Source organism: Terrabacter sp. 01T434 (assembly GCF_056398545.1).
In genome coordinates this window covers 200,995-223,957 of sequence record NZ_JBFTPP010000008.1, presented here as the reverse complement: position 1 = coordinate 223,957, position 22,963 = coordinate 200,995, and the positions used below count along the sequence as shown (strand labels likewise).

The following is a 22,963-nucleotide window of genomic DNA, read 5'->3' as shown; positions in this document are numbered from 1 at the left end:
GGCACGCACGGTCGTCGCGCCGCCATGCCAGGCAGGATCCGCCGCTCCGCCCTTCACCGACGCCCCACCCCGCACCTCATCGTTCGACGATCTCCATGGCGGCCCCGTCGGGGCCGTCGACGACCTCGGGCATGATGAGCGGCAGCTCGTCGCTGTGCACGACCACCGCTGCAGCAGAAGGCGCGTCGCGGATCTCCTCCACGCAGATGACGGTCGGCGGGAGCATGAGGGCCGAGCCCGCGGCATACGCCCTCAGCAGCTCCGACGGGACGAACCAGTCGGCGTGGTCGGCCTCGGTGGTCTCCCCGTCGGCGACCTGGAAGGGAGGCATGAGCGCGGCGAAGAACCACGTGTCGTAGCGGCGCGGCTCGAAGACCGGTGTCAGCCAGTGCGCCTTGGCAACGATGAGATCGGACCGCAGGACGAGCCCCCGGTCGTGCAGGACGTCGGCGAGCGAGAGCCGGCGGTCGACGAGAGCGAGCCGGATGTCGCGCCACTCGGGGTCGTCGACCCGGGCCAGCGGCCCGCTCGCGGACGGGCTCGCGAGCAGCACGCCGCACTCCTCGAAGACCTCGCGGATCGCCGCAGCGACGTACATCTGCGCCTCCGCTGGCGAGCAGCCGAGCCGCTCTGCCCACTCGGCCGGCGCCGGGCCGGCCCAGGGCAGGCCGGTCTCGCTGTCGCGCTCGTCGACGCCGCCACCGGGGAAGACCATCATGCTCGGCGCGAACTCCATCCCGGAGACCCGCCTGAGCATGAAGACCTCGGGCCCGGCGTCCCCGTCGCGCAGGAGCATCACGGTGCTCGCGCGTCGGGGTGGCGCCTCGTCCCAGCGCTCGCCGGCGAGCCAGCGGGAGGCCGCGTCGGAGATGCCCGGCGTGGTGGTCAACGAGAACCGTCGGTTCACGGTGCCGGTCATGCGCCGGTCACGCACCGATCATCGGGCGACGGAGACGATGACCTCGACCTCGACGGGTGCGTCCAACGGGAGCGCAGCGACGCCGACGGCCGAACGGGCGTGGATCCCCTTGTCACCAAAGGCTTTGACGAGCAGCTCGCTCGCGCCGTTGATGACCCCGGGCTGGCCGGTGAAGGCCGGGTCGGAGGCGACGAAACCGACGACCTTGACGACACGGGTCACCGCGTCGAGGTCACCGATCTCGGACTTGATGGCCGCGATGGCGTTGAGGGCACACGTGGCGGCGAGGGACTTGGCGGTCTCGGCGTCGACGTCGGCGCCGACCTTGCCGGTCGCGGCGAGGGAGCCGTCGACCATCGGCAGCTGGCCCGAGGTGAAGACGAGGTCGCCCTCACGGACGACGGGGACGTAGGCGGCGACGGGCGGCACGACCTCGGGTACGGTGAGGCCGAGCTCGGACAGGCGGTCTTCGACAGCGGACATGGAACGGCTCCTCAGGACTTCGGACGCTTGAAGTAGGCGACGAGGCTCGTGCCGTCGGGACCGTTGACGATCTGGACGAGCTCCCACCCGTCCGCCCCGAAGTTGTCGAGGATCTGCTTGGTGTTGTGGATCAGAAGCGGTGCGGTGAGGTACTCCCACTGGGTCATGGCCCTCACCCTACTCAGTGCGCTGACGGCTCTCGGCGGGTGCGTCGGCCGCACCGGTGACACCATGACGCCCATGAGCAGCCGCCCCGACCAGACGTCCCCCGCGCGGGCCACGACTCGCTCCTACGGCGATGACCCCGCGCAGGTCTACGACGTCATCCCGCCGTCCCCCGGCGCCCCCGCCGCTGCCGGCACGGTGGTCGTCGTCCACGGCGGCTTCTGGCGTCAGCAGTACGACCGGGAACACGCACGCCCCGAGGCCCAGGCGTTCGCGGCGGTCGGCTACCACGTCGTGCTCGCGGAGTACCGCCGAGTCGGTATGCCGGGTGGCGGCGTCCCCGGCACCCTCGACGACGTGCGCGACCTCCTCGCGTCGATCTCGTTGCAGGCCGACCTGCCCAAGCCCCTCGTCCTCGTCGGTCACTCCGCCGGCGGACAGCTCGTCACCTGGGTGGCCGGGCAGTCGTGGGCCCGCGAGCGCGGTGTCGCGGGTGTCGTGTCGCTGGCCGGGGTCGTCGACCTCGGAACCGCGGACCGGATGCACCTGGGCTCCGACGCGACGCGCGACTTCGTCGGGTCAGGGCCGGGCACCGAGGCCTGGCGGTCCGCAGACCCGATGTCGACGCTGCCGCCGAAGGTGCCGGTGCGGCTCGTCGACGGCGCTGACGACGACACCGTGCCGCCCGCGGTCGCCGACGCTTACGTGGCCACGGCGAAGGCGGCCGGCGGCGACGTGAGCGTGGACCTCGTCGAGGGCGCCGACCACTTCGCGGTCATCGATCCGACGACGCCCGCCTTCAGCCACGTCCTTGCCGCCGTCCACTCACTCACGTCAGCGCCCTGACGCCGGGCCGGTGGGCGAGCGCCGCCCGCAGCCCCCGTTCCGTACGTCAGTGCTGCGCCCCACGCAGCAGTGACGCACGCCGCGGGGTCGGGACGGATCGGGAGTCGGGCCGCCCTATGGTGGAACCCGTGACGACGGACCCTGACGCCGCACCGTGGGCGGGCGCGCGACTGCACGTCGTCACGGGCAAGGGCGGCACCGGCAAGACCACCGTCGCCTCGGCCATCGCCCTGGCCCTCGCCTCGTCACCTGCCCACGTGCTGCTCACCGAGGTCGAGGGCCGGCAGGGCATCAGCCAGACGTTCGACGTGCCACCGCTCGGCACCGACGAGACCCGGATCCTGCGTCTCCCCGGAGGCGGTGAGGTGGTCGGCCTGTCCATCGACCCCAAGGCCGCCCTGCTCGAGTACCTCCAGATGTTCTACAAGCTCGGCCGTGCAGGCCGGCTGCTCGAGAAGTTCGGCGCCATCGACTTCGCGACGACCATCGCCCCCGGTGTGCGAGACGTGCTGCTCATCGGCAAGATCTACGAGGCCAACCGGCGCCGCCGCGACGGTCGGCACAAGGGCGACTCCGCCCCGGTCTACGACGGGATCGTCCTCGACGCACCGCCGACGGGGCGCATCGGCCGGTTCCTCTCCGTCAACTCCGAGGTGGCCGACCTCGCGCGGGTCGGACCGATCGCCTCGCAGGCCACCTCGATCACCCGTCTGCTCCAGTCGGACCAGACGGTCGTCCACGTCGTCACCCTCCTCGAGGAGATGCCGGTGCAGGAGACCCTCGAGTCGATCGAGGAGCTGCGCGACAAGGGTCTGCACCCGGGCGCTGTCATCGTCAACATGGTGCGCGAGCCGCTCCTCGACGACGTCGCGCTCGACCAGGCGCGCGAGGGTCGACTGCACAAGGCTTCGATCCGCACCCAGCTCGCCGAGGCAGGTGTCGGCGCGACGCCCGAACTCGTCGACGGCCTGCTCGAGGAGGCCCGCGACCACGCCGAACGCATCGACCTCGAGCGCGAACAGCTCGCGCTCCTCGAAGCCACGGGCCTGCCGATCGTCCAGCTTCCCGCGCTGCCGGCCGGCGTCGACTCCGGCTCGGTGCGCGAGCTCGCAGACCTGCTCGTGCCGCTCTTCGTCCGTCACTCCGCGACCGCACGGGTCGAGGCATGAGCCCGGGCCCGGTCTCGAGCAAGGCTCCGGCCCTCGACGTCGACGCCCTCATCGACGACCCGAGCACCCAGATCGTCGTCTGCTGCGGCTCCGGCGGTGTCGGCAAGACGACGACGGCCGCGGCGCTCGGCCTCCGGGCGGCCGAGTCGGGACGCAAGGTCGTCGTCCTGACCATCGACCCCGCCCGCCGTCTCGCCCAGTCGCTCGGGCTGACGGCGCTCGACAACACGCCCCGTCCGGTCACCGACATCGACACGACGGCAGGCGGCAGCCTCCACGCGATGATGCTCGACATGAAGCGGACCTTCGACGAGGTCGTCCTGGCCCACTCCGAGCCCGACAAGGCCGAGCAGATCCTCGCCAACCCCTTCTACCAGGCCGTCAGCAGCTCCTTCGCCGGCACGCAGGAGTACATGGCCATGGAGAAGCTCGGCCAGCTCAAGGCCAGCGCCGGCACCGAGGACGCCCCGTGGGACCTCATCGTCGTCGACACCCCACCGTCGCGATCTGCCCTCGACTTCCTCGACGCCCCCAACCGGCTCGGCAGCTTCCTCGACGGGCGTTTCATCCGGCTGCTCACCGCCCCCGCCAAGGCCGGTGGACGCGCCGGCCTCAAGGTCTTTGGCGTGGGCGTGCAGCTCGTGACCGGCACGATGACGAAGATCCTCGGCGGTCAGATGCTCACGGACGTCCAGACGTTCGTCAACGCCCTCGACACGATGTTCGGCGGCTTCCGCGAGCGCGCCGACGAGACCTACCGGCTGCTCTCCGAGGAGGGCACGGCCTTCCTCGTCGTCGCCGCACCCGAGCGGGACGCGCTGCGCGAGGCGTCCTACTTCGTCGACCGCCTCGAAGCGGACGGTATGCCGCTGGCCGGGCTCGTCGTCAACCGCATCGGGCGAGTATCGGCGACCGGGATCAGCCCGTCGCGGGCACTCGCCGCCGCCGAGTCCCTCGAGGACGGCGGCGGCCCGAAGTCGGCCTCGAACGCCGCCGGCCTGCTCCGGCTGCACGCAGCGCTCGTCCGGACGGCCGAGCGTCAGCGCGAGCTGGCCGACCGTTTCTCACGGTCACACCCCGGCATACCCGTGGTGCAGGTGCCGGCGTTGGGACGCGACGTCCACGACCTCGACGGCCTGCGCGAGATCGGGCACGCGCTTGCGGGGTCGTGACGCACCCAGCGGGTGGTCACGGCCCCGTTCACGTGTTGAATCGCCTCAGAGGTGCTTGCTCTGGGAGGCCATGCCTGCCCGGAGCGCCGACTTCCACGACGTGATGTCCGGCCGCTTGCGCAGCAGGGCTCGACGCTCGCGTTCGGTCATGCCTCCCCAGACACCGAACTCGGTCTTGTTGTCGAGGGCCTCGGCCAGGCACTGCGCGAGGACAGGACACGTCTTGCAGACGGCCTTCGCGTCGTGCTGGGCCTTGCCTCTGACGAACAGTGCATCAGGGTCCGCCCCGGAACAACTGGCCTGACTGGCCCACTCGTCCACCCACGGATCCACCATGACGACAGCACTCATTGTGTTACCCCTCCCCGCTCGGCACCTCCCATGACACCGAGCAGACCCGGACCGTCCCACCGATCCTGATCACGCGGACCCCCCTTAGGCCCAAACGAGACATTACGAGCGTGCGGCCCGGTCCGACATAGCCTCTATGCATCATTTAGGCGAGAAGGTGACTAGTCACCTGACCATCCTGTGGTGGTCACCGGACAGCTCACTCACGCCACAGCGACACCGCCCGCACCGGCCGCACCGCGCCCACGCACAAACCCGGTGGCCATAGAGCTAGCGGTTACCCTTGGCCCCATGTCTTCACGCACTACCTCGATCGGCGGCGTCATCAGCCTGCTCGGCGCGTTTCTCGCGTCCGCGCTCGTGCTCGGACTGCTCGCCGCCGGCCTGGTGATGCCCGCGGTGGGCGCCACGGGCGCTCTCGCCCGCAGCGGCGTCGACGTCTTCAACGAGCTCCCCAGCGAGTTCACGACCGACCCGCTCGCCCAGACCTCGCGCATCCTGGCGGCCGACGGCTCCGTCATCGCGACGCCCCAGGAGCAGAACCGCACCATCGTGCCGCTGAGCAAGGTCGCGCCGATCATGCGTGAGGCCCAGGTCGCGATCGAGGACCACCGCTTCTACGAGCACGGCGGGGTCGACCTCCAGGGTGTCCTGCGTGCGGCGATCTCCAACATCCGCAGCGGAGCGACGACCTCGGGAGCGTCGTCGCTCACCCAGCAGTACGTCAAGATCTCCCTGCAGTACTCCGCCCTCAACTCCGGCAACAAGCAGGCGGCGGCTGCAGCGGTGAAGAAGGACTACATGCGCAAGCTCAAGGAGCTGAAGTACGCGATCACGCTGGAGAAGAAGCTCACCAAGGACCAGATCCTCGAGGGCTACCTCAACCTCGTCTACTACGGCGACCGCGCCTACGGCGTCGAGGCGGCATCCCTGCACTACTTCAGCGTCCACGCGGACAAGCTGAGCCTCTCGCAGGCAGCGCTCCTCGCCGGGCTGACGCAGAACCCCGGCACGACCGACCCGGTGAACTTCCCGAAGAAGGCGGTGGCTCGCCGCAACGTCGTGCTCGACCGCATGCACGAGCTCGGCCGGATCACGGACAAGCAGTGGCTCGACGCGAAGAAGCGCACCCTCAAGCAGGACATGCGCGTGCAGCAGCCCAAGAGCACGTGCCTCGCGTCGCCCTACCCCTACTGGTGCGACTTCATCGTCAGCTACGCGTTGGCGATGCCCGAGCTCGGCAAGACCGTCGAGGAGCGCAAGCGCATGCTCTACCGCGGCGGCGTGACGATCCAGACCACTCTCGACCCGCGGGTGCAGCAGGTGGCCCAGCAGGAGCTCACCAAGAAGGTGCCGATCGGCGACCCGTCCCGCGTCGGCGCCGCGGCCTACGTCTCCGATCCCTCGACGGGCAAGGTGCTCGCCTTCGCCCAGAACACGACCTACACCGTGGACAAGGAGTCGTCCGGCAAGACGGGCATCAACTGGGCCCTCGACCAGCGCTGGGGCGGCTCCGGCGGTTTCCAGTTCGGCTCGACGGCCAAGGCCTTCGCCCTCGTGACCGCCATGGAGTCCGGGATGACGCTGCAGGCGAGCGTCAACGCCAAGGCGGCCGGCAACGGTCACATGGCGGCCTACCAGCCGAAGGACTTCCCCGGCGGCTGCGGACCGGGCAGCACGTGGGACGTCGACAACGACACGTTCTGGCCCGGCGGCAGCATCAGCCTCATGAAGGCGACCGCGCTCTCGACCAACACCGCCTTCGTGGCACTCGCGCAGCAGCTCGGTGGCTGCAAGGTGCGCGACACCATGCTCCGTCTCGGCCTCCACCAGTCCGACGGGCAGCCGGTCGGCAAGTACGCGCCGCAGTACATCCTCGGCGCCTCCGACGTCTCCCCGCAGGGAGTGGCGCAGGCCTACGGCGTCCTCGCCGCCGACGGCAAGAAGTGCTCGATGATCGCGGTCACCAAGGTCACGCAGGGCAGCAAGGTGCTGGCCGAGCCCAAGACGACGTGCACCCAGGTCGTCGACCCCGACGTCGTGCACGCCACCGACAAGTTCCTCGAGTACAACATGACCAACGGGTCCGGCATCCGGAACCAGCTCGATGGTGGAGCGCGCCCGTCGGCCGGCAAGACCGGTACGGCCAACAACAACAACGAGTCGTGGTTCGTCGGCTACACGCCGCAGCTCGCGACGGCCGTCTGGGTCGGCACGCCCTACGACCCCATCTCCCGCGTGATGAAGAACGTCACCGTCGGTGGCACCTTCTACCCCGTCATGCACGGTGCCGCGATCGCCGCCCCGATCTGGAAGGGCATCATGAACGGCGCCCTCCAGGGCCAGCCGATCGTGCCGTTCACGGAGCCCTCAGCCAAGTTCACGCAGGGCACCGGGACGCCCCCGGGTGTCATTCCGAGCGTGACGGGGCTGTCGGTCCCTGAGGCGATAGCGACCCTCCAGGCCGCCGGGTATCCCGCTGGCGTGGGAGGCACCATGGGATCGTCGGTGCCCAGCGGCCTCGTCGCCGGCACCTCGCCCTACGGGAGCGCGCCCAGCGGCACGTTCGTGACGATCTACACCTCGCGCGGCGGTGGCGGCCAGCAGCAGCAGACGCCACAGACGCCCCCTGCTCCCCAGCCGGCCGTCACCACTCCGCCACCCCCGACCCCGACGGGCGGCGGTGGCAAGCCGGGCAAGCCGGGCAAGCCAGGCAAGCCGACCCCGCCCCCCGGCGGCTGACCCCGTGACGACGAAGGCCCGACGCGATCCGCGTCGGGCCTTCGTCGTCGTCGGCTCCCTCTCGGTCCGGCGTCAGCCGGCGAGGACGCGGCGCACGATGGCCGCGACGCGGCCGCCCTCGGCGCGGCCGGCCACGGCGGCATTGGCAGCCTTCATCGCGAGGCCCATCTGCGGCATACCACTGGCTCCGGAGGCCGTGACGGCCTCGCGGACGATCGTCTCGAGCTCCTCGTCGCCGAGCTGCTTCGGCAGGTAGGCCTCGAGGACGGCCAGCTCGGCCTCCTCCTTGTCAGCGAGCTCCGCTCGACCGGCGCCGGTGTAGGCCTCGGCGGCCTCGCGGCGCTTCTTGGCCTCCTTGGTGAGGACCTTGAGGACGTCGTCGTCGGTCAGCTCGCGGTGCTCCTTGCCCGCGACCTCCTCGTTGGTGACGGCGGTGAGGGCCATCCGCAGCGAGCCGGCCCGGACCTGGTCGCGCTCGCGCATCGCGGAGGTGAGGTCGGACTGCAGCTGCTCCTTGAGGGTGGTCATGCGTCCAGTCTGTCAGGTCGGGCCACACGGCCTCGCTGCGCTCGGACGTCGTGGCTGCGCGCGGATGCGAGGATGGGGCCCATGCGTGCCGTGACCAAGACCGTGCTGGGACTGGGGATGGCCGGCACAGGGGTGCTCGGCTGGGCCTCACTCGTCGAGCGCAACGCCTTCGTGCTGCGCCGCTTCGACGTGCCGGTCCTGCCCGACGAGGCTCCCCCGCTGCGGGTCCTGCACCTGTCGGACCTGCACCTGTTGCCGCGCCAGCGGGCCAAGCAGGCCTGGGTGCGCAGCCTCGCCTCGCTCGACCCCGATCTCGTCATCACGACGGGCGACAACATCGCGGCACACGACGCGGTGCCGTCGCTGCTCGACGCATACGAACCCCTCCTCGGCATTCCCGGGGTCTTCGTCCTCGGGTCCAACGACTACTTCGCGCCGAAGCTGAAGAACCCGCTGGGCTACCTGACCCGCAACCACGCGAAGGGGGTCGGCACGACCCTGCGGCTGCCCACCGCGGACCTGCTGCGCGGTCTCGGCTCACGGGGCTGGATCGACCTGACGAACCGTCGCGACTCCATCACCGTGCGCGGCCTGCGCATCGACGTGCGCGGGGTCGACGACCCGCACCTCGGCTACGACCGCCTCGACCTCGTGGGCGGACCAGCCGCACCCGACGCCGACCTGGCGCTCGCGGTGACGCACGCCCCCTACCTGCGGGTGCTCGACGCGTATGCCGCTGACGGCGCCGACCTCATCGTGGCTGGCCACACGCACGGCGGGCAGGTCTGCGTGCCCGGCTTCGGCGCCCTCGTGACGAACTGCGACCTCGACACGGGTCGCGTCAAGGGCCTGTCACGCTGGTGGCCGGGTGCCGGCGGGACGCCCTCCTCACACGCCCCGGAAGGCGCCGCGTGGCTCGAGGTGTCCGCGGGGCTCGGCACGGCGCCCACCGCCCCCGTACGTCTCGCCTGCCGTCCCGAGGCCACGCTCCTGACGCTCGTCCCCCGCTCGCAGGGCTGACTCGACCCCCGTATCGGCGCGGCACCGGGCACGGGACCCGGTGCGTGAGCGCGACCCGATTCGGAGATGGACGGGAGGCTGCGCTAGCATCTCTGCTTGCTGCCTCCGGTCCACGGACCACGGCAGATGCAGCACCGGGGTGTGGCGCAGCTTGGTAGCGCGCTTCGTTCGGGACGAAGAGGTCGCAGGTTCAAATCCTGTCACCCCGACCATCCGAAGGGCCTGGTGGAGAGCGAGAACGTCGCCTTCCACCAGGCCCTTCGTCATGTGGCTGCACCCCCAGCAGTGACTGGCGAGCAGGGGCACGACGACGACGCCCGTCGAACCGCCGAGCAGGTCACCCAGACTCGGCCCCTCGAGACCAGGCGCCCGGACCAGGATGGCGACGACCGACAGGAACGGGACGGCCCTGCGACGACGACCAGCAGGACGCCGGCGCGCAGCGCACTCGCTTTCCGTCGGGTCCAAGCCAGGCGTCGACTGGCTAGCCCGCGCCCCGCGACGACGTCTCGCGGACCGACGCGGCGACGACGTCGACGAGCTGCCCCGTGTGCGCCATCACGGCCCGCTGGCGGATGGCACCGTTGCCCTCCGCGCGCACCCGGGCGAGCCCCTCCCGCACCAGCTCGAGATCCCCGGCCGCCTGCAGGGCCGGCCCCACGTGGTCGACGAGCGACTCGAGCACCGACCAGCACGGCCTCGGCAGCTCGGTGCGCCAGTCGATGAGGTTCCCCTCGAGCCCCTCCCGCCCGGCCTGCCACGTCGCGAACCGCAGCATCTGCGTCGGCACGTCGGGCGCCGCCCTGCCGGCCGCCCACTCGAGCGCGACCGTCTCGACGAGTCCTCGGCACAGGGCCGCGACGACGATCGCCTCCTCGACGCTGAAGCAGACGTCCGCGGCGCGGATCTCCACGGTCGGGTAGTGCTGGGACAGACGGGCGTCGAAGTAGACCATGCCCGGGTCGAGGATCACCGAGCTCAGCGCCATCCTGCGCACGAGCCGGTGGTAGGCCTCAGCCGAGCCGTAGCGGTCGGCCGGCCCCCACGAGGGCCATCTCGCGAACGCCTGGGACCTGTAGCTCGCATAGCCGGAGTCCTGGCCGTTCCAGAAGGGAGAGTTGGCGCTGAGCGCGAGCAGTGACGGCAGCCAGACCCGGATGCGGTCCAGGACGCCCACGCCCTCCTCGTCGCTGTCCACGGAGACGTGCACGTGGCAGCCGCACGTGAGGTGCTCACGTGCGGTGAGCTGGTAGCGGTCCCCCAGCCAGTCGTACCGCGGCGACCTCGTCAGGACCGGGCGCACGGGCAGCGGTGAGGTGGCGAGCGCGGCGACGCTCGAACCCGTCCCGCGCGCCGCCGAGACGGCCTCGGAGCGCCACCTCCGGACCTCGGCACGGAGGGCGGCCATGTCGGCGGCCGGCGCGGTGCGCGTCTCGATCTGCTGCTGCTGCATTTCCGCCGCGATGGCTCCGTGCACCCCCACGCCCGCCGACTCGGGGCGCCGGCGCGGGGCGTGCGCCAGCATCTGCCCGGAGACCGATCGTGGCCGTCCGGTGCGCACGTCGACGAGCAGCATCTCCTCCTCCACACCGACCGTTCGCACCGCGACTCTCCTTCCCCGGCCACCAGTGGACGGATGCCGTCGGTCCGGGCCTGAGACCACAGTGGCAGCAACGAGACGCTGCAGCAGGCCGATGCGCGGTCCCGGATGCCGAGCGGCTCGGGAATGAACCGCGCCCACAAGCGTTGTCCCTCTTTGTCGCCGCCCGCGCCGGGCACCCGGCTCCGCCAGCATCAGGAGGATCGTGTCCACCTCGTCGAACCTGGGATTCCGCTCGGACCGTGGGCCGATCCTCATCGCCCTCATGCTGTCGACGTCGCTCATCGCGCTCGACTCGACGATCCTGGCGACGGCCGTCCCGTCCATCGTCGCGGACCTCGGCGGCCTGACCCAGTTCCCGTGGCTGTTCTCGGTCTACCTGCTGGCGCAGGCCGTGTCGGTCCCGGTCTATGCCAAGCTCGCCGACACGGTCGGACGGAAGCCGGTCATCCTCGTCGGGATCGGGCTCTTCCTCGTCGGCAGCATCCTCTGCGGGTTCGCTTGGGACATGGGCTCGCTCATCGTCATGCGAGCCCTCCAGGGCCTCGGGGCCGGCGCGGTGCTGCCCATGACGACCACGATCGCCGCCGACATCTACACCGTGGCCGAGCGCGCCAAGACCCAGGGCTACATCGCGAGCGTGTGGGCCGTGTCGTCCGTCGTCGGTCCCACGCTCGGGGGCGTGTTCTCCCAGTTCGCGTCGTGGCGGTGGATCTTCTTCGTCAACATCCCCTTCTGCCTGCTCGCCGCGGGCATGCTGTGGCGCAACTACGACGAGTCCGTCGAGCGACGCCGGCACCGCATCGACTACGCCGGGGCCAGCGTGCTCACGGTCTCGTTGACGCTGCTCATCCTCGCCGTCCTCGAGGGCGGCCAGGCCTGGGCGTGGAGCTCGTGGCAGAGCATCGGAGCCTTCTCCGTCGGCGCTCTCCTGCTCGTCATCTTCGGCTTCATCGAGCGCCGCGCACCGGAGCCGGTCCTGCCTCTGGAGATCCTGACGCGCCGACTCATCGTCGCGACGTGCCTCATCAGCATCGGCGTCGGCGCCGTGCTCGTCGGCCTCACCTCCTACGTCCCGACCTTCGTCGAGCGCTCGACGGGAGCCACGCCGATCGTCGCCGGGCTCGCCGTCGCCGCCCTCACCATCGGCTGGCCGATCTCGGCGTCGCAGTCCGGGCGTCTCTACATGCGCATCGGCTTCCGCCCGACCGCGCTCATCGGTCTGGTCATCGCGACCCTGGGCGCCCTGTCCCTCTGGATCGTCTCCTCGACCCCGAACGTCTGGGCCACGGCCGGGTCGTGCCTCGTCGTCGGCCTCGGGCTCGGCCTGGTGGCGACCCCGACCCTGATCGCGGCCCAGGCCTCCGTGCCGTGGAACGAGCGCGCCGTCGTCACCGGCACCAACATGTTCATGCGCTCGGTGGGCAGCGCGGTCGGCGTCGCGATCTTCGGCGCCATCGCCAACGCCGTCATCGCGGCTCGGGGCGGGGACGCCTCGAGGGCGGCCGTCCAGGCCGGCTCGACGGCGGTCTTCCTCGCCGTGCTCGTCGCAGCCGTCGTCAGCATCGCGGCCGGCCTGCTCATGCCGCACACGCGGGCCGAGGACGTCTCCCACGGGGGCACCGGGGAGAGCACCCCGGAGGAGGCCGATCTGGACCTGGCCGAACCCTCGACACGCTCGACCACCGCCTGAGCGCATCGGGTACGTGGCCGGTGACAGCATCACCGACCCCGACGAGGAGTACGCCATGAGCGAGCACGACGACGGCACGAAGAAGGTCGCAGACCTCATCAAGGACATCCGGATCGCGATGCTGACGCACGTGGACTCGAACGGCGCACTCGTCAGCCACCCGATGGCGACGCAGGAGGTCGAGTTCGACGGCGACGTCCTCTTCGTCGCGGAGCGCGACAGCCACAAGGCCCGTGACATCGCCGCGCAGTCCCCGGCGAAGGTCAATGTCGCCTACAGCTCGCAGAGCTCATGGGTGTCGCTGTCCGGCACCGCCACGATCGTCGATGACACGGCCAAGCTCGCCGAGCTATGGAACTCCTTCACGGGCGCGTGGCTCGAGGGTGGCCCGGAGAACCCCAACAACATCCTCATCAAGGTGAGCGCCGACTCGGCCGAGTACTGGGACTCCCCCGGCGCGAAGGTCACGCAGATCGCCAACTTCATCAAGACGAAGGTGACCGGCGAGCGCCTGGAGGGCGACAACGAGGTCGTCGACCTCTGACCGCCTGACGAGCCTGCGTATGCCGTCGGGTTCCCTTCGCTTCGAAGGGAACCCGACGGCATACGCACCTCTGGGGCGGACCGCTCAGGCAGCACCCTTGACGAGGCGCGCCACCGCCCGCTCGAGGGCGTCCCGGTCGCGGACCTGCAGCAGGTCGCCGACCTCGAGGCGGCCGCGATCCGCCTTGGTCAGGCGGTTGAGACTGCGCGCGATGGTGCGGCCGACGGCGTACTCGTCGAGGACCCGAGGGTCGACGTACGACCTGCGCGCGACGGCGGGCGTGTTGCCGAGGTGCTCCGACACGACCTTCATGGTGTCTTTCTCGGCCCGCTTGAGCTCGCGCTCGGACGCGACGGGACCGATCCGGGCGAGGGAGACGGCCGCGGTCACGGTCGCCGCCCAGGTGCGGAGGTCCTTGACGGTGTGCTCCTCGCCGACGAGCTCCTTGAACGCGACGTTGAGGTCGATCGACCGCAGCTCGTGCCATCCGTCGGTGTCGCGGTAGGCCAGCAGCCGCTCGCCCGGATAACCACTTCGCTTGAGGGACAGCACGATCCGCGCAAGCAGCTGGTCGGTCATGACCGCCTCGCGGGTGACCCCGGACTTCGCGGGGAACTCGAACGTGACGTCCTCGCCACTCACGGTCACGTGTGAGCGCAGGAGGGTCGCCACCCCGTGGGAGCCGTGCTCGGCCTCGTACTCCTCACCGCCGCTGCGGAAGAGTCCGGCGTCGAGCATCCGCAGACCGGCGGCCGTAACGCGCTTCTTCGTCAGCCCGTTCGTGCGCAGGTCGGCGGCGATCTGCTTGCGGGCGGCGGGCAGCTTGCGCGCGAGGACCATGACGCGGTCGTGCTTCTCGCGGCCACGCTCCTCGTGCCAGGCCCCGTGGTAGAGGTACTGGCGACGGCCGGCGTCGTCGGTGCCGACGGCCTGAATGTGCCCGTTGGGATGCGGGCTGATCCAGACGTCCTGCCACGCCGGCGGGATGACGAGAGCCGTGATCCGCTCCCGCGTGGCCGCGTCGACCGTGCGACCGTCGGCGTCGACGTAGCCGAAGCCACGGCCTCGCCGCACTCGACGGATCCCGGGCTTGTCGATGACGCTCCGACGCAGTCTCACGTCGAGGAGATACCCGGTTCGTCACGGTGCGCGAACACCCGGTCCGGACGAGGCCGTCAGTCGGGTGGCGACGACTCCCGCACACCGGCCGTCTCGGACGTGGCGTCCTGGGTCTCGCGGGTGTCGCTCGCGCGGTCCGGGCCGTCGGGCGTCGACACCGGCACGATGTCGGGCACGTTGATCTCCACCTGACCGGGTGACGGCGGCGGGTCGGGTGTGACGGGCGGGAAGACCGAGCCGTCGCTCTGCAGATGTGATTCGTGAGGGGTCACGTTGGCCGTACCTATCGCCCCGAGTAGGTGACTGCTGCTGTGTCTTCGACCATACCCGCGGCCCGCACCGGTGAACCTGTGAACCAGGGACGGGCATATGCCGCAGATCGCGGCGGCGCGCCTGCGGGCAGCCCGAAATCGCTTGACGCCCAGCAGGTCCACTCCCACTGTGGAGATGCGAGGGGGTGGTGGTCGTGAAGGTCGCCGTCATCGGAGGAGGTCCCACGGGCCTCGTCACGGGAATGGGTCTCGCACGCCGCGGGCACCAGGTCGTGGCGGTCGACCGGGACCCCGGGCCACCGCTGGACGGGGGAACCTGGGCCCGCCGGGGCGTCATGCAGTTCCACCACGCGCATGCCTTCCGACCCCAGGTCGGCGAGGTGCTCCGCGCTGAGGCGCCTGCGGCGTGGGACGCGTGGCTCGCCCTGGGCGGTGAGCCGATCGAGCTGCCGCTCCCCGACGGCCGGACGCTGCCGGCCGGTGTGCGCTCGCGCCGTGAGACCTTCGAACGGGCCGTACGGTCCGCGGCGCTCGAGCAGCCCGGCCTCGAGATGCGCACCGGTCACGTCGACGGCGTCACGACGAGAGGCGGCCAGGCCCGGGGCATCCGCGTCGACGGCGGGGACCTCGAGGCCGACCTCGTCGTCGACGCCTCCGGCCGGTCCGGGCGGGTCAACCGGCACCTGCGGGCCCCCGGGATCGGCGGTGAGTGCGGGATCGCCTACGTCGACCGCGCCTACCGTCTGCTGCCGAACGCCCCGCTGCCGCGGATGACGAATGCCATTGCCTGGCAGGGCAACTACGTCGGCTTCATGGTTCTCATCTTCCTCCACGAGAGGGGCATCTTCTCCGCCCTCATCATCCGGTCGACGGCGGACCGGAACCTCGTGGGGCTCAGACACGTGCGGGCGTTCGAGGCCGCGAGCGCCGCGATTCCGGGGCTCGCCGAGTGGACCGCGACCGAGGTCGCCGAGCCGCTGACCGACGTGCTCCCGGGCGGGCCGCTGCTCAACGTCTACCGCGGGCAGCGTGGCCCCTCCGGCGACCTCGCCCTGCCGGGGCTCGTCTTCGTCGGCGACGCAGTGTGCACGACGACACCGAACTTTGGCCGAGGTGTGACGACCTCACTCACCCAGGTCAGCGAGCTGTTGCGCCTGATCGACGTGCACGGACCCGACGTCGAGGCGGTGGGCGAGGAGCTCGACGCGTGGGACGAGGCGCGGATGCGGCCGTGGGTCGAGGACCACATCGCGATGGACCACGCCCAGGCTCGGCGCTGGGCCGGGGACGACATCGACCTTTCCGGGCACCTGCCGTCGGACGTCATCATGATGGCCGCCGCGCAGGACCCGTCCATCGGTGAGGCCATCGGGCCGTACGTGTCGATGCAGGCCCTTCCCTCGGTCCTGGGCACCGTCGAGGAGAGGGCTCGGGCCGTCTACCGCTCCGGCTGGCGCCCGCAGCCCGACCCGGGCCCGTCACGCGAGGAGCTGGCCGACATCGTGGCGACCGCCGTCCCCGCGTGAGGTCCGGTCAACGACCGGTGCCGCCGTAGACGATCGCCTCGTCCGCGGAGTCGAGCCCGAAGGCCGTGTGCACGGCGCGGACGGCGTCGTCGAGCTGCTCGGCCCGCGTCACCGCCGAGACGCGGATCTCGGAGGTCGAGATCATCTCGATGTTGATGCCGGCCTCGGCGAGCGCGCCGAAGAACTTGGCCGAGACGCCCGGGTGGCTCTTCATGCCGGCGCCGACGAGTGCGATCTTGCCGATCTTGTCGTCGAGGCGCAGGTCGGCGTACTCGACCTCGTGCTTGATCGACTGGAGCACCTGCATGCCACGGGCGCCGTCGGCCTGCGGGAGAGTGAAGGAGATGTCGGTCTTCGCCGTCTCGGCGGCCGACACGTTCTGCACGATCATGTCGATGTTGATGCCGGACTCCGCGATCGCGCCGAAGATCTTGGCGGCGATGCCGACGCGGTCGGGGACGCCGACGATGGTGATCTTGGCCTCGCTGCGGTCGTGGGCGATGCCGGCGATGATCGGAGCTTCCACAGCGCCTTCTCCTTCGTAGGGGTTGTCCTTGATCCACGTGCCGGCCTTCTGCGACCACGACGAGCGCACGTGGATGGGGATGCCGTAGCGGCGGGCGTACTCGACGCAGCGCAGGTGCAGGATCTTGCTGCCGTTGGCGGCGAGGTCGAGCATCTCCTCCATCGACAGGACGTCGAGCTTGCGGGCGCTCGGCAGGACGCGCGGGTCGGCGGTGAAGACGCCGTCGACGTCGGTGTAGATCTCGCAGACGTCGGCCTCGAGCGCGGCGGCCAGCGCGACGGCGGTCGTGTCGGACCCGCCCCGGCCCAGGGTGGTGATGTCCTTCGTCGTCTGGCTCACGCCTTGGAAGCCGGCGACGATCGCGATGTGGCCGGCGTCGAGGGCGCTCTGGATGCGACCCGGAGTCACGTCGATGATGCGCGCGGCGCCGTGGGCGTCGTCGGTGATGACGCCGGCCTGGCTGCCGGTGAACGACCGGGCCTCGGCGCCGAGCTGCGCGATCGCCATGGCCACCAGGGCCATCGAGATGCGCTCACCCGAGGTGAGGAGCATGTCGAGCTCGCGCGCGGGCGGCGCGGGCGTCACCTGCTCGGCGAGGTCCATCAGCTCGTCCGTCGTGTCGCCCATCGCCGAGACGACGACGCACACGGAGTGCCCGGCCCGCTGCGTCTCGACGATGCGCCGGGCCACCCGCTTGATGGCCTCGGCGTCGGACACGGACGAACCGCCGTACTTCTGGACGACGATGCTCACACTGGCTCCGGATCTCCTCGGTGGTCTGCGGTGCGTCCGAGTCTAGGCTCGGACGCTCGGGGCCCATCGGGACGTCACGATGGTGAGATGTGCGCCGATTCGTCCCGCGCGCCGCACGTTCTCGCGCGGACTAGGGGTGCAGCGCGTCGAACTCCGCCTCGCCCACGGTCTCCTCGTCGGCGTCGAGGCGCAGGTGGGCGAGGATCGAGTGGAGCGAGCGAAGCGCCGTCAGTCCCCGGTCGCCCCAGTGCGACAGGTAGCCGAACTGCCACCACCACAGGGCCTCGAGCTTGCGCCCGGTCGCGTAGTGCTTGAGCCCGTGGCTCAGCGACACCGCCACGTCGACGAGGTCGTTGGTGATCGAGCCGTCGGCACGCTCCGAGGACGTGATCGGGTCGATGACGTAGACGTAGTCGTCGATGCCGGCGAAAACGTTCGCGAGGCCCGTGCGCAGCGGGTCGGCGTCGTCGTCGGTCGCGTCCGGTTCGAACCGCTCCTCCGGCACGACGTCCTCGATCGCCCCGAGCCGCGCGCCGGCGAGGAGCACCTGCGAGAGCGCGAGCGTCAGCAACGGGAGCGCGGTGTCGGGCGAGCTGCCCGACGCCACCTCGGTGACGGACGTCAGGAAGGCACTCGCCTCCGCGGCGGTCAGATCGGCCAGGCCCGACAGGTCGTCGACCTCGCTCGCGTGGCCCTCGGTCACCGGGTCATCAGTCATGGTCCCAGCATGCCGTATGCCGTGTGGCGCGGTCGCCCCGGGAACGAGCGCACCAGCGCTGGTGCCCCCATCGACCCGCCGAGCGATCCGTCCGCTGACCGGACGGATCGCTCTCTCGATCGGGGGTGGGTGGGGTGGCGAGGACGGGCGACGGTGGTCAGGCGTCGACGCGGCGGCGGCCCTCGAAGGCTCGTCCGAGCGTCACCTCGTCGGCGTACTCGAGGTCGCCGCCGACGGGCAGGCCCGAGGCCAGCCGCGTCACGGTGAGGCCGACGTCGCGCAGCAGTCGGCTCAGGTAGGTGGCCGTGGCCTCGCCCTCGAGGTTGGGGTCGGTCGCGATGATGACCTCCTGCACCTCACCGGAGGCGAGGCGCGTCATGAGCTCGCGCACCCGCAGGTCGTCGGGTCCGATGCCGTCGATGGGGCTGATCGCGCCACCGAGCACGTGGTACTTCCCGCGGAACTCGCGCGTGCGCTCGATGGCGACGACGTCCTTGGGCTCCTCGACGACGCAGATCGCCGTGTGGTCGCGGCGCGGGTCGGCGCAGATGCGGCACTTCTCGGCCTCGGCGACGTTGCCGCACTCCTCGCAGAAGCGGACCCGGGCCTTGACCTCGGTCAGCGCCGTGACGAGACGCGTGACGTCGTCGGAGTCCGCCTGGAGCAGGTGGAAGGCGATGCGTTGCGCGCTCTTGGGACCGACTCCCGGGAGTCGTCCGAGCTCGTCGATCAGGTCCTGCACCGCGCCTTCGTACACACCGCAACCCTAAGCCTCGCAAAGCCGTCCTGCGGACCACCGCACCGGTCTAGCGTGGCCGCACGACGACGGCGACGTGGCCAGACGAGGTGACACGGTGCAGGCCGACCCCGACCAACACGCACAGGGTGGGTCCGTCTCACGCCGCAGCCAGCAGATCCAGGCAGCCACACCGTTCCGGATGCTCTCCGTTTCTTACGCCGTCGCGCCGCGGAGGAGACCGGTCGCCGCGACCACGGAGTCCTGGACTTCACCTTCGGTGACCCGCACGAGCTGGCGATGCCGGCCTACGTCGACGCGCTGCGCGAGGCCGCCGTGCCGCGTGACGAGCTGTGGTTCGCCTACAAGCAGAGCGAGAGGCCGGCCCAGGACGCAGCCGCGGCCTCGCTCGAGCGCGTCGTCCCGCTCGGCTGGACCGGCGACCACCTCCGCATGACCACCGGTGGCTTCGGCGCGATCACCGTGGCGATGAAGACGGTGGCCGAGCCAGCGACGAGGTCGTCTACACGCTCCCGCCCTGGTTCCTCTACGAGATCCTCGCCATCGAGGCCGGCCTCGTGCCAGTCAAGGTGCCGGCACTCCAGCCGAGCTTCGACCTGGACCTCGGGGCCATCGCCGCCGCGATCACGGCCCGCACGCGCATCGTCGTCGTCTCCAGGTCGCGGGCGGCTGGCTCTTCCCGAACGCGGTCATGCAGTATGCCGTCCCCGACCTCGAGCGCCTCTCCCTCGACGTCGCCGCCCTCCAGGCCAAACGCGACCGGCTCGTCACGGCGCTGCGTGGGATGGGCTATGAGGTCGCCTCCCCGGAGGGCACGTTCTAACTCTGGCCGCGCTCGCCCGTCCCGGACGACGAAGCGTTCGTCGCATCGCTCGAGCGTCGCGGCGTCCTCGTGATTCCGGGCGCGCTCTTCGAGACGCCAGGATGTTCCGGATCTGCCTCACGGTGACCGCCGAGTCCATCGAGGCTGCCCTGCCGCACTTCCGCGACGCCATCGAGGCCACCCGCTAACCCCGCTGAACCCTCTGACCCGGCCCCACCCCCGCACCAACCCCGCCCCGGCGGACTTGTGACGGTCAAACCCCGCGCCACCCCCACACCAACCCCGCCCCGGCGGACTTGTGGCGGTCAAACCCGGCCCCACCCCGCACCAACCCCGCCCCGGCGGACTTGTGACGGTCAAACCCGGCCCCACCCCCGCACCAACCCCGCCCCGGCGGACTCGTGACGGCCAAACCCGCCGCGGAGGACTGCGCTCAGGCGCCCCCGTCGGGCAACCCCGCGGACCAGCGCTCCTCGATGCGCCCGAAGCGCCACACGGCGAGCGCCACGGCCCAGGTGACGACGAAGAGCCCGACGATCCAGAAGCCGACGTCTGCGAGGTCGATCGAGCCGATCCACGCGACCGGACCCGAGGTGATGTCGAGCTTGTCGCCGAGGAGACCGGCGAGCTCGATGACCCCGATGACGAGGGCGACGGCGACCGAGAGCGACGTGATGGTGATGTTGTAGTAGATCTTGCGCACCGGCTTGCTGAAGGCCCAGCCGTAGGCGAAGTTCATGAACGACCCGTCGATGGTGTCGAGGAGCGACATGCCCGCGGCGAAGAGCACCGGGAGGATGAGCACGGCATACCAAGGCAGGTTGGCCGCGGCGGCGCCGCCGGCGATGACGAGCAGCCCGACCTCGGTGACCGTGTCGAAGCCGAGCCCGAAGAGCAGCCCCACGGGGTACATGTGCCAGGACCTGCGCACCGTCCGCGTCACGCGCCCGAGGATCCGGTTGAGCAGGCCACGCTTGTCGAGCTGGGCATCGAGCTCGGCCTCGTCGTAGTCACCGGCACGCATGCGTCGGAAGACCTTGAGGATCCCGACGAGCGCGGCGAGGTTGATGAGGCCGATGAGGACGAGGAAGACGCCGGAGACCGCGGTCCCCCAGACTCCCGTCACCTGCTGGAGGGTCGAGCTGTCGTCCTCGATCGCGCCGGCCAGCGCCCGGATGCCGAAGGCGACGAGCGCGACCATGACGAAGACGACCGACGAGTGGCCGAGGCTGAACCAGAAGCCGACGCTCATCGGGCGCTGGCCCTCGGCCATGAGCTTGCGCGTCGTGTTGTCGATGGCCGCGATGTGGTCGGCGTCGAACGCGTGCCGCATGCCGAGGGTGTAGGCCGTCACCCCGAGCCCGACGCCGAAGAGCTGGCCGGCCACCTGGTACTGGTGCGGTGCGACGACGCCGACGAGCAGGCCCCAGCCGACGAGGTGCAGCACGAGGATGACCGTGGCCATGCCGAGCAGGCTGCGGCGTTCACTGCGGCCGAGACGGCGGGTCGCCGACGCTCGGGCGGTGGCGAGGGACGACGCTCGGGCTTCGGTCACGGACCCACGCTAGATGCGACAGGGTCGCATCTGCAAAGGAATCGCTCAGATCGGGGACTCGGCGCCCGGCACCTCGTTGTACGCGTCGGCGCGCTCCTGCCCGCTCAGCTCGGCGATGGCCGCCATGACGCGGTCGGTCAGCAGGCGACGCGCCTTGCCCGCGGGCATACCGGTGTACTCCTCGACCCCGATCGGGGCGCCGAAGCGCACCGTGACCTTGGCGAGCTTGGGGAAGCGCGCACCGACCGGCTGGATCTGCTCGGTGCCGATGAGCCCCACGGGCACGATGGGCACCTGCGCCGTCAGGGCCAGCCAGGCGACGCCCGTGCGGCCCCGGTAGAGCCGGCCGTCGCGTGAGCGGGTGCCCTCGGGATAGATGCCGAAGGCGTCACCGGCCCTCAGCAGCTCGAGCGCCGTGTCGAGGCTCTCCTGGGCGGCGCTCGCCGAGTGGCGGTCGACCGGCACCATCCCGACCGCCGTGAAGAAGCCCTTGCGCAGGAAGCCGCCGACACCCGTCCCGGTCCAGTACTCCTCCTTGGCGAGAAAGCGGACCTGCCGTGGGGACGCCAGCGGGATCGCGAAGGAGTCGATGAACGACAGGTGGTTGCTCGCGACGATGACACCGCCCTGCCGCGGGATGTTCTCCTTGCCCTCGATCGTGGGCCGGTACAGCGCATGGGACAGCGGGTACAGGAGGTTGCGCCCGAGGCTGTAGAACATGGGCCACAGCCTAGGGCCGGGGGCGGACCGTACGTGGCGACCGTCCGTCGCAGCCGCCGGATGACCACCCTTTGGTATGCCGGGTGCCGGGTGAGCGCGTCCGCTCGGTCCGCGTCAGCGCGTCTGAGTCAGCCGGTCTGCGTCAGGCCCGGGCGCGCACCGCCCACGCGGTCGCCATGATGTAGAAGGGCGGATCGGGCAGCAGCTGCCGGCAGCGTTCACGCAACCGTGCTCGCGCCATCTCATCGAGGCTTCGCACGTGCGCGCCCGCGGGTCCCACCCCGAACGTGTAGGGCACCCACCAGTCCTCGAAGGTCGGGTGTCGCACGGTGACGGTGAGGGCGGTGTCCTCGATCTGGTTCAGGCCGGCCTGGTCGCACAGGTGCGCCAGCTCGCCCTCCCGGGTCCCGGGCCTGCCGGACTCGTCGTCGACGTCGGGGTCGAGGTCGCGTGCCGCCCGCCAGAAGGGGGCCAGCGGCGCGCCACCGCCGGCGAGGTCCCAGACGCAGGCGGACACCGTGCCGCCGGGGCGCGTGACCCGGGACATCTCCCGCAGCCCGAGCACCGGGTCCGCCATGAAGCTGACGACGAGCTGGGCGAGCGCGTGGTCGAAGAGGTCGTCGGGGTAGGGCAGCCGCTCTGCCGTCGCGGTCTGCACGTCGAGCGTCGGAAACGCCTGCCGCAGGGCGGCGAGCAGCTGCAAGGACGGGTCGACCGCGGAGACGCCGTCGACCCCCAGCCGCTCGATGAGCACACGGGTCAAGGCCCCGGTTCCACAGCCCACATCCAGCGCCCGACTGGGTCTGGCCACACCTGACCAGTCGGCGAACCGCTCGGCGAGCGGCCCCGAATACCGCCCCATGAACCGGTTGTACGCGTCCGCCGCAACCTCGAAGGTCACGCTTCGACGCTACTCCGGGACGCGCCTGCCCCTCCGGGTTATGACGATTGCCGGCCCGTGG

The 22,963-nt window shown here is 70.8% G+C and carries 23 protein-coding genes and 1 tRNA gene; 10 read left to right on the top strand and 14 right to left on the bottom strand.

Annotated elements, in window-relative coordinates:
* Nucleotides 1-76: 76 nt before the first annotated feature.
* The 3 genes from AC1DIW_RS17530 to AC1DIW_RS17520 are packed head-to-tail and all read right to left on the bottom strand — an operon-like array spanning nucleotide 77 to nucleotide 1,569.
* Nucleotides 77-889: an NUDIX hydrolase gene (locus AC1DIW_RS17530; RefSeq protein ID WP_478109768.1), complete on the bottom strand. Its 813-nt coding sequence runs from the start codon at nucleotides 887-889 to the stop codon at nucleotides 77-79.
* 48 nt (nucleotides 890-937) lie between these two features.
* Entirely contained in the window at nucleotides 938-1,402 is a 465-nt protein-coding gene (locus AC1DIW_RS17525; RefSeq protein ID WP_478109767.1) for a RidA family protein, read from the bottom strand.
* Between the two features lie 11 nt (nucleotides 1,403-1,413).
* Nucleotides 1,414-1,569: a DUF4177 domain-containing protein gene (locus AC1DIW_RS17520; RefSeq protein ID WP_142179199.1), complete on the bottom strand. Its 156-nt coding sequence runs from the start codon at nucleotides 1,567-1,569 to the stop codon at nucleotides 1,414-1,416.
* Nucleotides 1,570-1,642: 73 nt separating this feature from the next.
* On the opposite strand from AC1DIW_RS17520, the gene AC1DIW_RS17515 reads away from it, so the two are divergent.
* The 3 genes from AC1DIW_RS17515 to bagB all read left to right on the top strand — a co-directional run bounded on the left by AC1DIW_RS17515 (nucleotide 1,643) and on the right by bagB (nucleotide 4,754).
* Nucleotides 1,643-2,413 (top strand): alpha/beta hydrolase family protein, encoded by a 771-nt coding sequence (locus tag AC1DIW_RS17515; RefSeq protein WP_442280880.1) that lies wholly within the window; start codon nucleotides 1,643-1,645, stop codon nucleotides 2,411-2,413.
* 128 nt (nucleotides 2,414-2,541) lie between these two features.
* A complete protein-coding gene (bagA, locus tag AC1DIW_RS17510) occupies nucleotides 2,542-3,582 on the top strand; it encodes an ATPase BagA (protein WP_478109765.1) in 1,041 nt (346 codons plus the stop codon).
* A complete protein-coding gene (bagB, locus tag AC1DIW_RS17505; RefSeq protein ID WP_442280882.1) occupies nucleotides 3,579-4,754 on the top strand; it encodes an ArsA family ATPase in 1,176 nt (391 codons plus the stop codon). The genes bagA and bagB overlap by 4 nt, the downstream gene beginning before the upstream one ends.
* Before the next feature lie 45 nt (nucleotides 4,755-4,799).
* Here the strand turns inward: bagB and AC1DIW_RS17500 are convergent, their stop codons facing one another.
* Nucleotides 4,800-5,105, bottom strand: a complete 306-nt coding sequence (locus tag AC1DIW_RS17500; protein WP_478109763.1) for a WhiB family transcriptional regulator — start codon at nucleotides 5,103-5,105, stop codon at nucleotides 4,800-4,802.
* Nucleotides 5,106-5,396: 291 nt separating this feature from the next.
* On the opposite strand from AC1DIW_RS17500, the gene AC1DIW_RS17495 reads away from it, so the two are divergent.
* Nucleotides 5,397-7,847: a transglycosylase domain-containing protein gene (locus tag AC1DIW_RS17495; protein ID WP_478109761.1), complete on the top strand. Its 2,451-nt coding sequence runs from the start codon at nucleotides 5,397-5,399 to the stop codon at nucleotides 7,845-7,847.
* A gap of 72 nt (nucleotides 7,848-7,919) precedes the next feature.
* On the opposite strand, the gene AC1DIW_RS17490 is transcribed toward AC1DIW_RS17495, so the two are convergent.
* Nucleotides 7,920-8,375, bottom strand: coding sequence for a GatB/YqeY domain-containing protein (locus AC1DIW_RS17490; RefSeq protein ID WP_478109759.1), 456 nt, complete (start codon nucleotides 8,373-8,375; stop codon nucleotides 7,920-7,922).
* An 81-nt stretch (nucleotides 8,376-8,456) separates the two neighbouring features.
* Between AC1DIW_RS17490 and AC1DIW_RS17485 the strand changes: the two genes are divergently transcribed.
* Together AC1DIW_RS17485 and AC1DIW_RS17480 are read left to right on the top strand one after the other, a co-directional pair.
* On the top strand, nucleotides 8,457-9,395 hold the full coding sequence (locus AC1DIW_RS17485) for a metallophosphoesterase (RefSeq protein WP_442280885.1): 939 nt from the start codon (nucleotides 8,457-8,459) through the stop codon (nucleotides 9,393-9,395).
* A gap of 135 nt (nucleotides 9,396-9,530) precedes the next feature.
* Nucleotides 9,531-9,607 (top strand) — tRNA-Pro (locus AC1DIW_RS17480).
* Between the two features lie 272 nt (nucleotides 9,608-9,879).
* On the opposite strand, the gene AC1DIW_RS17475 is transcribed toward AC1DIW_RS17480, so the two are convergent.
* Nucleotides 9,880-10,998, bottom strand: coding sequence for a glutamate--cysteine ligase (locus AC1DIW_RS17475; protein ID WP_478109757.1), 1,119 nt, complete (start codon nucleotides 10,996-10,998; stop codon nucleotides 9,880-9,882).
* Nucleotides 10,999-11,260: 262 nt separating this feature from the next.
* Here AC1DIW_RS17475 and AC1DIW_RS17470 point away from each other — a divergent pair, with 262 nt between their 5' ends.
* On the top strand, nucleotides 11,261-12,688 hold the full coding sequence (locus AC1DIW_RS17470) for an MDR family MFS transporter (RefSeq protein ID WP_478109811.1): 1,428 nt from the start codon (nucleotides 11,261-11,263) through the stop codon (nucleotides 12,686-12,688).
* A 55-nt stretch (nucleotides 12,689-12,743) separates the two neighbouring features.
* Nucleotides 12,744-13,232 (top strand): pyridoxamine 5'-phosphate oxidase family protein, encoded by a 489-nt coding sequence (locus tag AC1DIW_RS17465; RefSeq protein ID WP_478109810.1) that lies wholly within the window; start codon nucleotides 12,744-12,746, stop codon nucleotides 13,230-13,232.
* Between the two features lie 84 nt (nucleotides 13,233-13,316).
* Here the strand turns inward: AC1DIW_RS17465 and AC1DIW_RS17460 are convergent, their stop codons facing one another.
* A complete protein-coding gene (locus AC1DIW_RS17460) occupies nucleotides 13,317-14,351 on the bottom strand; it encodes a DNA topoisomerase IB (protein WP_478109756.1) in 1,035 nt (344 codons plus the stop codon).
* 56 nt (nucleotides 14,352-14,407) lie between these two features.
* A complete protein-coding gene (locus AC1DIW_RS17455) occupies nucleotides 14,408-14,623 on the bottom strand; it encodes a hypothetical protein (RefSeq protein ID WP_478109754.1) in 216 nt (71 codons plus the stop codon).
* 185 nt (nucleotides 14,624-14,808) lie between these two features.
* On the opposite strand from AC1DIW_RS17455, the gene AC1DIW_RS17450 reads away from it, so the two are divergent.
* Complete coding sequence (locus AC1DIW_RS17450; RefSeq protein WP_478109752.1) at nucleotides 14,809-16,149, top strand: FAD-dependent oxidoreductase; 1,341 nt, start codon at nucleotides 14,809-14,811, stop codon at nucleotides 16,147-16,149.
* Between the two features lie 7 nt (nucleotides 16,150-16,156).
* On the opposite strand, the gene AC1DIW_RS17445 is transcribed toward AC1DIW_RS17450, so the two are convergent.
* From AC1DIW_RS17445 to recR, 3 genes are all read right to left on the bottom strand, one after another.
* Nucleotides 16,157-17,428 carry an aspartate kinase gene (locus AC1DIW_RS17445; protein WP_442279327.1) on the bottom strand — a complete coding sequence of 424 codons (1,272 nt, stop codon included), beginning with the start codon at nucleotides 17,426-17,428 and terminating at the stop codon, nucleotides 16,157-16,159.
* A gap of 130 nt (nucleotides 17,429-17,558) precedes the next feature.
* The gene (locus AC1DIW_RS17440) at nucleotides 17,559-18,146 is read right to left on the bottom strand and encodes a DUF5063 domain-containing protein (protein WP_478109751.1); all 588 of its coding nucleotides are present in this window, start codon (nucleotides 18,144-18,146) and stop codon (nucleotides 17,559-17,561) included.
* Between the two features lie 157 nt (nucleotides 18,147-18,303).
* Nucleotides 18,304-18,903, bottom strand: coding sequence for a recombination mediator RecR (gene recR / locus AC1DIW_RS17435; protein ID WP_344256736.1), 600 nt, complete (start codon nucleotides 18,901-18,903; stop codon nucleotides 18,304-18,306).
* A gap of 691 nt (nucleotides 18,904-19,594) precedes the next feature.
* On the opposite strand from recR, the gene AC1DIW_RS17430 reads away from it, so the two are divergent.
* The gene (locus AC1DIW_RS17430) at nucleotides 19,595-19,726 is read left to right on the top strand and encodes a hypothetical protein (RefSeq protein ID WP_478109749.1); all 132 of its coding nucleotides are present in this window, start codon (nucleotides 19,595-19,597) and stop codon (nucleotides 19,724-19,726) included.
* Between the two features lie 433 nt (nucleotides 19,727-20,159).
* On the opposite strand, the gene nicT is transcribed toward AC1DIW_RS17430, so the two are convergent.
* From nicT to AC1DIW_RS17415, 3 genes are all read right to left on the bottom strand, one after another.
* Nucleotides 20,160-21,281, bottom strand: coding sequence for a Nickel transporter NicT (gene nicT, locus AC1DIW_RS17425; protein WP_478109748.1), 1,122 nt, complete (start codon nucleotides 21,279-21,281; stop codon nucleotides 20,160-20,162).
* 45 nt (nucleotides 21,282-21,326) lie between these two features.
* Nucleotides 21,327-22,001, bottom strand: coding sequence for a lysophospholipid acyltransferase family protein (locus tag AC1DIW_RS17420; protein WP_478109746.1), 675 nt, complete (start codon nucleotides 21,999-22,001; stop codon nucleotides 21,327-21,329).
* A gap of 142 nt (nucleotides 22,002-22,143) precedes the next feature.
* Complete coding sequence (locus AC1DIW_RS17415; RefSeq protein WP_478109745.1) at nucleotides 22,144-22,902, bottom strand: class I SAM-dependent methyltransferase; 759 nt, start codon at nucleotides 22,900-22,902, stop codon at nucleotides 22,144-22,146.
* Nucleotides 22,903-22,963 lie beyond the last annotated feature (61 nt).